Here is a 10,632-nt window from a genome sequence, read left to right on the forward strand (position 1 = left end):
CCCTAACCGCTTTGCCCAATCTGTGAAAGTGCGCGCCGCATGACCCGGTGCCAGAGCGGCGGGACAAGCGCGATCACCGCCATCACCGGAAGCGCATGGGGCAGCATCGGCATGGTCTTGCGCAGGCGCAGCCCCGGATAGGGCCGGCTCGGATGCAGATGGTGGTCGGAATGGCGCGGCGCGTTGACCATCAGGGCCGAGGAAAACCAGTGCGGCGTGTTCCAGCTATGCGCGTCGCTCACCGGCTCGGGCCGCCCGTCCGCCCCGTGTCTTCGCCGCAGCCCGTAATGCTGCACGTAATCGGCGAGCAGGATCTGCAACTGCGCGTAAAGCGCAAGGACCAGGAACGCCGCCAGCCCCCTGGCCCCGAAGATCAGCGCCGATGCGAGCACGAAGCCCGCCGCACCGCCGACATACTGAACATAGGGGTGCCCGATCCACGGTTTGCCCGCCCGCCTGCGGCGCGTGCTTTCGGCGCGCAAGCCGGCCATGAACGACCCCGCCCAGGCGCGCGGCGCAAAGCGCCAGAACCCCTGGCCCCGCCGCGCCGAATTGGGGTCGGCCTCGGTGCCGACATGGGCATGATGCACCAGGACATGGGCCGAGGCATGATGCCCGAAGAGCATCGAGACATAGACCCAGCGCCCCAACAGCCGGGGCATGCGGGCAGCGCGGTGAATGAGCTCATGCGCGTTCGGGTGGCTGACCTGCCCCAGCCAGAGCGCCGCCGCGATCACCGTGGCCACCGCACTGGCCCAGCCATGATTGCCCCAGGCCACCGCCGCAGGCACGGCCCCCAGCACCGCGAAATGCGCAAGGCCCAGCCCCACCGACAGCCCTTTGCCCGCGGGAAACTCGGCCCCTTCCGCGCGCTCCGGCAAGAGCCGCGGGACATAGCGGTCAAGCGCCGCCGTCAACCCGGTCATGTAGACCAGCGCCGCCCACCCCCAAACTCCACCGAGACCCGCCGCCAGCAGGATCAGACCCACCGGCAACAGCGTGGCCAGGGCAAAAAGGCTCATCTGCATCGGGCGGTCCTTTCATGATGCGCGGCGCATCCGGCCAGAGCATGTGGCCTCTGACCGGGCGGGGTGAGTTCGAGCAAGCGCAACATGCCCCGAAGGATAGAACCGCCCGCATCCACGCGCAATCGCCCCCGTTCGGCTGGCCCCGGTCGGGTGATCGCGCGTGCCGAAGCGCCCTTCAACCGGGCAATTTCGCCCGGAACCGGACCCGTGCCCTGGCCCGCAGGTCGCAATGGCGCCTTTTCCTTCCGGTCAAGGCGTATTAACTGGGAGGAAAAGCCGGAGTCTCTCAATGTCGTTTTTCCGAAAACTCAAGGATCGCCTGTTCAAATCCTCTTCCAAGCTCGAAGAGGGTCTGGATGCGATCGTCGAGGACGGGGGCGTCGAGGAAGAGATCGAGGTCGAAACCCCCGACGAGCAGCCGGACCCGGACAGGAAACCCGACCCGGAAACAACGCCCGATGCCGAACCCGAATCGGAGCCCGCGCCAGAAGACGAGCCCGAACCGGAGCCCGATCCCTTCCCCGAACCGGCCCCCGAGGAGCCGACCGAGCCCGAGCCGCAACCCGAGCCCGAGCCGAGCCCCGACGATGAACCGGCCCCGCCCGAACAGCCACCGTTCGAAGACCCGGCACCATCCCCCGCCCCCGAGGAATTTCCCGCGCCGCCGCAGGTCGAACCCGAGCCCCTGCCCGAACCCACGCCCGAACCCGAGCCGGTCCCGGCACCGGACGAGCCCGGCCAGCCCGCCCCCGAGGAAGAGCCCGAGGGCGACCCCGACACCGGGCCGGAGGAAATTCCCCCGGGCGGGGACCCGCTCCCCGATCCCGCCCCCGAGGAGTCACCGGACGACAGCCCCGAGGAGTCTCCGCAACCCGTCGATCCCGCACCCGGACAGGCGCCGCTCGAAATCCCCGAACCCGGCCCGGACGAGCTTTCCGGGTCCGTCACGACCGATCCGACCGAACGGCGGCCCGGCTTTCTCTCGCGCCTTCTGCGTCGTGAACGCAAAACCGTCACCCGGCGGGTGCTCGACGATGACATGCTCGAACAGATCGAGGAGCTGCTCATCGCCTCGGACATGGGCGTCGATACCGCGCTGCGCGTCACCGCCAACATGGCCGAGGGCCGCTTTGGCACGCGGGTCTCGACGCAGGAGATCAAGGAGCTTCTTGCCGCCGAGATTGCCCGCGTGATGGACGCGGTCGCCCGCCCGATGCCGCTCTATCCCGACACGCCGCAGGTGGTGCTGGTGGTCGGCGTGAACGGCTCGGGCAAGACCACAACCATCGGCAAGCTGGCCGCGCAGTTCAAGGCCGCGGGCAAGAGCGTGATCATCGCCGCGGGCGACACGTTCCGCGCCGCGGCGGTCGAACAGTTGCAGGTGTGGGGCGCGCGCGCCGGCGTGCCGGTGCTCACCGCGCCCGAAGGCTCCGACCCGGCAAGCCTTGCCTATGACGCGCTTTCCAGGGCGCGTGCCGACGGCGCCGACCTGCTGATGATCGACACTGCCGGGCGGCTCCAGAACCGCAAGGATCTGATGGAGGAGCTGGCCAAGATCGTCCGCGTCCTGCGCAAGCTCGATCCGACCGCGCCGCACAACACGCTCCTGGTCCTCGACGCCACCACCGGCCAGAACGCCCTCAACCAGGTCGAGGTGTTCCGCCAGATCGCCGATGTGAGCGGCCTCGTGATGACCAAGCTCGACGGCACCGCCAAGGGCGGCGTGCTGGTCGCGCTGGCGGATAAGTTCGGCCTGCCGATCCATGCCATCGGGGTGGGCGAACAGATCGACGACCTCGCCCCCTTCGATCCCGAAGAGTTTGCCGCCGCCCTGACCGGGCTCGAACGCAAGGCATGATCTTCGTGCCCGACCTCTCGATCCTCCCTTCATCTCGTATGGGAATACGCGGCGCGGGTCGCGCATGAGCGACTGGCTCATCTCCCTGGAAGGCACCGCGGCGGGCAAGCAACTCGCCACCTTCCTGGCACTCAGCGCGGCATTGCTGCACGCGATCTTCGGCGCGCTGCAAAAGGGGCGCTATGATCCGTGGCTTTCGCGCGGATCGATCGACGGCGCCTATGGCCTGATGGCAGCCCCCTTCGCGCTTTTCGTCGTGCCCTGGCCCGAGCCGCACATGTGGCCGATCTTCGCCGCCGCCTACGTGATCCATACCGTCTACAAGCTCCTGCAGGCCCAGGCCTATTCCAAGGGCGCCTACACGGTCGTTTACCCGGTGGTGCGCGGCACCGGCCCGCTTTTCACCGTGTTCGGCGCGTGGCTGCTCTTCGGCGAGGTCTTCAACGCTGTGCAATGGGCGGGCGTCGCGACGCTCCTTGCCGGTATCTACGGGCTTGCACTTTATAACCTGCGCACCATCACGCTCGATCGCGACACGATGCCGTTGGCGCTGGGGCTGGCGGTGGTGACCGGGCTTTTCGTGGCCCTCTATACCACCTGGGATGCATACGGCATCCGCGCCACGGCCGACCCGTTCACCTTCCTTGCCTGGCTCTTCTTCATCGACGGGCTGACCTTTCCGGTGATTGCCGGGCTGCGCTACCGCGCGATGCTCTCGCCACCACCGCTGGCGCCTCTCTTGCGCATGGGGGTGCTGGGCGGGCTCATCGCCTTTGCCAGCTTTGGGTCGATCATGCTGGCCACGCGGCTCGACAAGGTGGGGCAGGCGGCGGTGCTGCGCGAAACCTCGACCGTTTTCGCCGCCCTCATCGCCTGGCTGATGCTGGGCGAGCGCACCGGACCACGGCGAATCGCCCTTATGGCCTTGATCGCCGCCGGAGCCGTGATAGTTGAGTTGGGTGGATAGGAGCGACACACCCATGGCAGAGCCGCGAGAAATCAACCCGATGCTGAAAATGGCCCTCGAACTGGGCCCGGTTCTGGCCTTTTTCGTCGCCTATCTCTGGCTCAAGGATCACGTCTTCATCATCGCGGGCACCGACTATTCTGGCTTCATCCTGGTGACGGCGGGTTTCGTGCCGCTGATGATGGTGAGCACCGGAATCCTGTGGAAACTCACCGGCCATCTCAGCCGGATGCAACTCTTCACGCTGGTGCTGGTGGTGATCTTCGGCGGGCTCACGGTCTGGCTCAACGATCCGCGCTTCATCAAGATGAAGCCGACGATCCTCTATCTCGCTTTTGGCGGAATCCTCGGTTTCGGTCTCCTGCGCGGCAAATCGCTCCTGCGGGTGGTGATGGACACGATGGTGCCCCTCACCCACGCGGGCTGGATCATCCTCACCCGCCGGTTGATGTTCTTCTTCTTCGGCCTCGCCATTGCCAACGAACTGGTCTGGCGCCTGATGTCCGAAGCCGCCTGGGTCAATTTCAAGACCTTCGGCCTCACCGCCGCGATCTTCATCTTCTTCATGACCCAGGGCGGCCTTTTCCGCGATTACGGCACTGGCGAGGGTGACGATGATTCGCAAGCCTGAGGCTGTTGCGCGTGATCGAATTCATTTCGCCCGGGCTGCTTGCAGTCCGGGCAGCGCCCGACCCGCACCATGGGCGGGCGCTTCACGCCCACCCCGGGCCGGGCGCTGCCCTTTCTTTGGGTGTCGGCCGAATTCCAATCGACGCAACATACTACAACATCCGCGCGCCCGGTTTCCGGTTTTTCGGCAAAAATCCCCTCATCCCTTCCGACCGAAGAGAACCCCGTGGCTCTCCTTGTTCTCCTGCGGGGTCTGGCGCAGCTCGGCATGAAGCGCCCGTCCTGCCTTGACCCCCGGACGGCTGCCCACCGCCTCCAGCCAGCGGGCGAAATGCGGCTTGTCGTCCAGTGTCTGCTGCTGCCCTTCCCACAGCGACGCCCAGGGCCAGATCGCCATGTCGGCGATCGAATAGAAATCGCCCGCAACGTATTCGTTTTCCGCCAGCCGCGTATCGAGAACCTTGTAGAGCCGTGCCACTTCGCCGCGATAGCGGTCCTGCGCATAGGGAAGCACATGCGGCGGGTCCATCACGGGTGCGTATTTCAGGAAATGATGCGCCTGCCCCGCCATCGGCCCGACACCGCCCATCTGCCACATCAGCCATTCCTCGACGGCGATCTGCTCGCGCTCGGATGACCCGTAGAACCGCCCCGTCTTGCGCGCAAGGTACATCAGGATCGCGCCGGATTCGAACACCGAGACCGGCGCGCCCCCCGGCCCTTCGGGATCGACGATCGCCGGCATCCTGTTGTTGGGCGAAATCGCCAGGAACTCCGGCGCGAACTGCGCGCCCTTGCCGATATTGACCAGCTTCACCGCGTAAGGCAGCCCCATCTCCTCCAGCGCGATGGAGGCTTTCCACCCGTTCGGCGTGGGCCAGAAATAAAGCTCGACAGGTTCGGTCATGACACAACTCCCTTTCGGGCGTCATGATGGCGCATTTCGCCCCATTGGCAAGAGCGCGAGCGACGGCCGCCACGTGACCGCCGCGCCCCGGGGCGGCTCGGGCGCGGCCACCCGCAGCGCGTCGAGCGGGATCGCGTCGGCCTGCCGCATCAGGGTCGCATAGAACGGCAAGGCACCCCGGCGCAGATAGGGCGACCAGTGACAGACTGCCGGCCGCGTCTCTCCCAGCGGATGACCCAGCGCCGCCAGCCGCTCGACCACGTCCTGCTGGTCGAGGCGCAGCGTCACCCGTCTCGGCCCATCGAGCGGCATGCGCCCCAGCACCCGGTCACCGGGTTTCAAACGCCGCCGCTGCACAGGGCCGACCAGCCGTTCCAGCATAATGTCGAACCCGGCATTCTCGCGCCCTGTCACCGCGATGACGTTGGCTTGCCGGCCCGCGCCCCGGGCCAGCGCCGCCTCGGCCGCGCTGCGAAACTCGGCCGGGTTGAGCAATATCGCCCGCCCGACCGTGCCCGGTTGGAGCTGCGCCATGGCCCGCATGACCACCCGCGCCCCAAGGCTGTGACCGATCGCATGCACCGTCCGTCCCGGCGCTGCCGCGCGGATCACCCGCACCGCGCGCGCCAGTGCCCGCCCGGCAAGCGCGGCCCGGCGATAGGCATCCCAGATCGTGCCGCGCGCCTCCCAGCCGAAGGCGAGGCCAAGCCCCTCATCCGCCGCGCCGCTGCCGAATCCCAGCCCCCGGGGCCAGCTTTTCGCCTTCCAGCTCGGGCCGTCCTCCATCGCCAGGATATGCGCATGCGGGCAATGCGCCCCGTATCCGGGCCGGAAACTGAAACCGTGCACCATCACGATCACCGGTCCGGTGCTGTCCCGCGCGGCCCGGGCCAGCGCGCCCTCTGCCGATCCCTCGGCGCGATGCAGCACCAGCCCCGCATCGGCAGAATTCACCCGGATCACAGGCATCCGACCTTCTCCCACAACATCTTGTGGGTCTGCTATCGCGCAGCCCCATGAAACCCGCGTGAAACATGGATTACAAATCCATGACGTTGCCAGGGCGCCACGAATCGAATTGACGCGCGACCGTCCCGCGATTACACGCACCCCGTGGCGATTTGTTACCGGATTGCGGGCCACGTTAAACATGCCGCTAAAGAGGTCATCGCAGGGCTGCCCCCCGTCGCATGACCGCGACCGGGGGTTTTTTCATGGGGGTCCGCCCCCGAAAGGAGCGCGTGATGAGCGACAAATGGAATGCCCGAACCGCACTGGTGCATGGCGGCACCCGCCGCTCGCAATATGGCGAGGTGAGCGAGGCGATCTTCCTCACCCAGGGGTTCGTCTACGAGAGCGCCGAAGCCGCCGAGGCCCGCTTTGTCGAGGCCGGAGCCGACGAATTCATCTATGCCCGCTACGGCAACCCCACCGTGGCGATGTTCGAAGAGCGGATCGCGCGGCTCGAAGGGGCCGAGGATGCCTTTGCCACCGCCTCCGGTATGGCCGCCGTCAATGCCGCGCTCATGTCCTGCCTCAAGGCCGGCGATCACGTTGTTGCCGCCCGCGCGCTCTTCGGTTCCTGCCTCTACATCCTCGAAGACCTGTTGCCCCGTTTCGGCGTCGAGGTGACATTCGTCGACGGCACCGATCTGGGCCAGTGGCGCGCCGCCATCCGCCCCGGCACCCGCGCCGTCTTTTTCGAGTCCACCGCCAACCCCACGCTCGAAGTGATCGACATCCGCGCGGTGGCCGACATCGCGCACGAAGACGGTGCGCTGGTCATTGTCGACAACGTCTTTGCCACCCCGGTCTTTTCCCGCGCCATCGCGCTCGGCGCCGACGTGGTGGTCTATTCCGCGACCAAGCACATCGACGGGCAGGGCCGCGCGCTGGGCGGCGTGGTGCTCGGCACGCATGATTTCATCCGCAAGACGGTCGAACCCTACATGAAACATACCGGCGGCGCGATGTCGCCCTTCACCGCCTGGATCATGCTCAAGGGGTTGGAAACCATCGACCTGCGGGTGCGCGCACAGGCCGCCAGCGCCCTGAAACTGGCCGAGGCGCTCGAAGGCCATCCCAAGCTGGCACGCATCCTCTTTCCCGGCCTGGCCAGCCACCCGCAACACGACCTGGTCCGCGCCCAGACGGGACAGGGCGGCACCGTGGTCTCTCTCGACCTCAAGGGCGGGCAGGCGGCGGCCTTCCGTTTCCTCAACGCGCTTGAAATCGTGGTGATCTCGAACAACCTCGGTGACGCGAAATCCATCGCCACCCACCCGGCGACGACCACGCATCAGCGCCTCACCGATGTTCAGCGCGCGGCGCTCGGCATCACGCCGGGCCTGATCCGGTTCTCCGTGGGGCTCGAAGACCCCGACGACCTCGTTGCCGACGTGATGGGCGCGCTCGACCGGGCCTGACACCGGGCCTGCCCGGTCCTTCATCTTGCCAGAAATACTCAAGGCTCCGCCGTTGCCGCGTCGCATTCCCTTGCGGCAGGGGCGCAAAAAACTGATCCATGCCCGCCCCCTCGCGTATACCCCGGCATAAGCATTGGCAATTTTGCAGTGTCGGCACTACATTGCAACTGGCAGCATCGGCCCATAGGGGGGCAGGCACATGAACAAGATCACGCCCGATTTCGACAAGGCACCCACGCGCGACGAAGCCGAAACCGCGCTCGCCCGTTTGCGCCAATGGGCCGAACAGGCCAGCCCCGCGGAACGGGCCGAGCTCGATCCCGCGCTTGCCCGCCTGATCCCCGGCGCGGAATACCCCGAGTTTTCGCGCGACTATCCCGAAGGCTTCACCGTTTCGCCCGCCTACAAGGCGACGCTGCCCGATCTCCAGAACGGCCCCGCCAGCCTCATCCGCGGCGCCAAGCGCGTGATCCAGCATGTCGGTATCTCGAATTTCCGCCTGCCGATCCAGTTTCACACCCGTGACAACGGCGATCTGACGCTGGAAACCTCCGTGACCGGCAGCGTCAGCCTCGAAGCCGGCAAGAAAGGCATCAACATGAGCCGCATCATGCGCAGCTTCTATGTCCATGCCGACAAGACCTTCAGCTTCGAGGTGATCGAGGCCGCGCTCGACGATTACAAGTCCGATCTCGAAAGCTTCGACGCCCGCATCCAGATGCGCCTTTCCTTCCCGACGAAGGTGCAAAGCCTGCGCTCCGGCCTGTCGGGCTATCAGTATTACGACATCGCGCTCGAACTGGTCGAGCAGGCGGGGGTGCGGCGCAAGATCATCCATCTCGACTATGTCTATTCTTCGACCTGCCCCTGTTCGCTCGAACTTTCCGAACATGCCCGCTCCGCACGCGGGCAACTGGCCACGCCGCATTCGCAACGCTCGGTGGCGCGGCTCTCGGTCGAGGTGCGGGACACGGCGAAATGCCTGTGGTTCGAGGATCTCATCGACCTGGCCCGCGCCGCGGTGCCGACCGAAACGCAAGTGATGGTCAAACGCGAGGACGAGCAGGCCTTTGCCGAACTGAACGCCGCCAATCCGATCTTCGTCGAGGATGCAGCCCGGCTCTTCGCCCAGCAACTGGAAAACGACCCGCGCATCGGTGATTTCCGCGTTGTCGCCAGCCACCAGGAATCGCTGCATTCCCACGATGCCGTCTCGATCCTGACCGAGGGCGAATTGTTCGAAAGCGCGAGCCTCGACCCGAAGCTCTTCACCACGCTCTTCCACGTCGGCTGAACGCCCGGCGCGCAAGAGCGCGTGCCCGATATTTCGGCGAAAACCGTCCTGGCGGCGCCCAAGGCTCATGCAGGGGGCGGGAGTCCGGGTTGCATATTTGTCAGTGGTGCTGACCCATTTATCCCCTATCTTGATGAGCAGGGAGGAAACCACGATCTGTCCGACTTCAGGAAAGGTTTCCAAAATGGCTGATATCACATCGCAAATTTCCATCGCCGACAGCGTCCGAACAGGCGTGGGCCGCTGGCTGACATCCCTCATGGGCAGGCTTGAAGCCTATTCCCATGTTCGCTCGCGCCGTGACCGGATCGACGCGCTCGAAGCCCGCTCCGATGCCGAACTGGCGCAGATGGGCCTCAAACGCGAGGACATCGTGCGTCACGTGTTCCGCGATCTCTACTACGTCTGAGCCGATCCGCGCCGCGCCGGTGAGGCGTTCCGATCCCGCTTGACAGCGCGCGCGGAAACTCCCAACGCTCTGCGCATGATCGACATGCGCCCCGTTGGATATGTGATCGGCCTCCTGGTGGCCACGCTCGGCCTGTTCATGGTTCCGCCGCTCCTGGTCGATCTGGCCGAAGGGCGCGGTCACTGGCCCGCCTTTGCCGAGGCTGCCGTGCTGACGATGCTGGTGGGTGCGCTCGTGGCGCTCGCCTGCCGCAATGGCGTGCGCGAGGGGCTGACCACCCAGCAGACCTTCCTGCTTACCTCGGGGGTATGGCTGGCCCTGCCGGTCTTTGGCGCGCTGCCGCTCATGCTGGGGGCGACGGGGCTGGGCTTTACCGATGCGTTCTTCGAGGCGATGTCGGGCCTGACCACCACCGGGTCGACCGTCCTCTCGGGGCTTGACGACCTGCCCAAGGGCATCCTCCTCTGGCGCGGCATCCTGCAATGGCTGGGCGGGATCGGGATCATCGTCGTCGCAATGGTGTTCCTGCCCGAATTGCGGGTCGGCGGGATGCAGGTCTTTCGCTCCGAGGCGTTCGACACGATGGGCAAGATCCTGCCGCGTGCGACCGCCATCGCGCGGCAGATCTCGGTCATCTATGTCGGTCTTACCATGGCATGCATGCTGACCTACCTCCTGCTCGGGATGAATGCGTTCGACGCCACGGTGCATGCGTTCACCACGGTCGCCACCGGCGGTTTCGCCAATTACGACGCCTCCTTCGGGGCCTTCTCCGGCCCGCATGAATATGCCGCGACGCTCTTCATGATCCTCGCGGCACTGCCTTTCGTGCGCTACGTGCAGATGCTCAACGGCCAGTCCACGCCTCTGCTGCAGGATCGGCAGGTCCGGGTCTTTCTCGCGATCCTCGCGGTGCTGGTCGCGCTGGCCACGCTGGTCTTGGTGACAACCCTCGGGACAGCTTCGGAAACCGCAATCCGCCAGACGCTGTTCAACATCACTTCGATCATGTCTGGCACCGGCTATGCCTCGGTCGACTACATGGGCTGGGGCGCTTTTCTCGTCACGCTTTTCTTCTTCATAGGACTGATCGGCGGGTGTGCCGCTTCGACC

At 66.0% G+C, this 10,632-nt stretch carries 10 protein-coding genes and 1 riboswitch; of the genes, 7 read left to right on the top strand and 3 right to left on the bottom strand.

The features are described 5' to 3' along the window. Window positions 1-2: 2 nt before the first annotated feature. Entirely contained in the window at window positions 3-1,028 is a 1,026-nt protein-coding gene (locus ACESL9_RS05520) for an alkane 1-monooxygenase (RefSeq protein WP_372613245.1), read from the bottom strand. Window positions 1,029-1,317: 289 nt separating this feature from the next. On the opposite strand from ACESL9_RS05520, the gene ftsY reads away from it, so the two are divergent. The 3 genes from ftsY (at window position 1,318) to ACESL9_RS05535 (ending at window position 4,484) form a co-directional block, all read left to right on the top strand. Next, the gene (gene ftsY / locus ACESL9_RS05525; protein ID WP_372613243.1) at window positions 1,318-2,886 is read left to right on the top strand and encodes a signal recognition particle-docking protein FtsY; all 1,569 of its coding nucleotides are present in this window, start codon (window positions 1,318-1,320) and stop codon (window positions 2,884-2,886) included. Between the two features lie 64 nt (window positions 2,887-2,950). Then, a complete protein-coding gene (locus ACESL9_RS05530) occupies window positions 2,951-3,853 on the top strand; it encodes an EamA family transporter (RefSeq protein ID WP_372613241.1) in 903 nt (300 codons plus the stop codon). Window positions 3,854-3,866: 13 nt separating this feature from the next. Continuing rightward, entirely contained in the window at window positions 3,867-4,484 is a 618-nt protein-coding gene (locus tag ACESL9_RS05535) for an inner membrane-spanning protein YciB (protein WP_372613239.1), read from the top strand. A 198-nt stretch (window positions 4,485-4,682) separates the two neighbouring features. On the opposite strand, the gene ACESL9_RS05540 is transcribed toward ACESL9_RS05535, so the two are convergent. Beyond that, window positions 4,683-5,390, bottom strand: coding sequence for a glutathione S-transferase N-terminal domain-containing protein (locus ACESL9_RS05540; RefSeq protein ID WP_372674578.1), 708 nt, complete (start codon window positions 5,388-5,390; stop codon window positions 4,683-4,685). Window positions 5,391-5,411: 21 nt separating this feature from the next. Beyond that, a complete protein-coding gene (locus ACESL9_RS05545) occupies window positions 5,412-6,359 on the bottom strand; it encodes an alpha/beta hydrolase (protein ID WP_372674579.1) in 948 nt (315 codons plus the stop codon). A 134-nt stretch (window positions 6,360-6,493) separates the two neighbouring features. Continuing rightward, a riboswitch (SAM riboswitch) is annotated at window positions 6,494-6,571 on the top strand. 63 nt (window positions 6,572-6,634) lie between these two features. Here ACESL9_RS05545 and metZ point away from each other — a divergent pair. From metZ to ACESL9_RS05565, 4 genes are all read left to right on the top strand, one after another. Beyond that, window positions 6,635-7,816, top strand: a complete 1,182-nt coding sequence (gene metZ, locus ACESL9_RS05550) for an O-succinylhomoserine sulfhydrylase (protein ID WP_372613233.1) — start codon at window positions 6,635-6,637, stop codon at window positions 7,814-7,816. A 199-nt stretch (window positions 7,817-8,015) separates the two neighbouring features. Beyond that, window positions 8,016-9,110, top strand: coding sequence for a GTP cyclohydrolase FolE2 (gene folE2, locus ACESL9_RS05555; protein WP_372613230.1), 1,095 nt, complete (start codon window positions 8,016-8,018; stop codon window positions 9,108-9,110). Window positions 9,111-9,294: 184 nt separating this feature from the next. Further along, window positions 9,295-9,519, top strand: a complete 225-nt coding sequence (locus tag ACESL9_RS05560) for a hypothetical protein (RefSeq protein ID WP_372613228.1) — start codon at window positions 9,295-9,297, stop codon at window positions 9,517-9,519. 75 nt (window positions 9,520-9,594) lie between these two features. Further along, on the top strand, window positions 9,595-10,632 hold a 1,038-nt coding region (locus tag ACESL9_RS05565), incomplete at its 3' end, for a TrkH family potassium uptake protein (protein ID WP_372674580.1).

It is taken from the genome of Aquicoccus sp. (assembly GCF_041686535.1).
Lineage (GTDB): Bacteria > Pseudomonadota > Alphaproteobacteria > Rhodobacterales > Rhodobacteraceae > Aquicoccus.

Excerpts from the sequence above, each read along its gene's own strand:
- ACESL9_RS05520 (WP_372613245.1), bottom strand. The coding sequence starts at position 1,028 with ATGCAGATGAGCCTTTTTGCCCTGGCCACGCTGTTGCCGGTGGGTCTG.
- ftsY (WP_372613243.1), top strand. The coding sequence starts at position 1,318 with ATGTCGTTTTTCCGAAAACTCAAGGATCGCCTGTTCAAATCCTCTTCC.
- ACESL9_RS05530 (WP_372613241.1), top strand. The coding sequence starts at position 2,951 with ATGAGCGACTGGCTCATCTCCCTGGAAGGCACCGCGGCGGGCAAGCAA.
- ACESL9_RS05535 (WP_372613239.1), top strand. The coding sequence starts at position 3,867 with ATGGCAGAGCCGCGAGAAATCAACCCGATGCTGAAAATGGCCCTCGAA.
- ACESL9_RS05540 (WP_372674578.1), bottom strand. The coding sequence starts at position 5,390 with ATGACCGAACCTGTCGAGCTTTATTTCTGGCCCACGCCGAACGGGTGG.
- ACESL9_RS05545 (WP_372674579.1), bottom strand. The coding sequence starts at position 6,359 with ATGCCTGTGATCCGGGTGAATTCTGCCGATGCGGGGCTGGTGCTGCAT.
- metZ (WP_372613233.1), top strand. The coding sequence starts at position 6,635 with ATGAGCGACAAATGGAATGCCCGAACCGCACTGGTGCATGGCGGCACC.
- folE2 (WP_372613230.1), top strand. The coding sequence starts at position 8,016 with ATGAACAAGATCACGCCCGATTTCGACAAGGCACCCACGCGCGACGAA.
- ACESL9_RS05560 (WP_372613228.1), top strand. The coding sequence starts at position 9,295 with ATGGCTGATATCACATCGCAAATTTCCATCGCCGACAGCGTCCGAACA.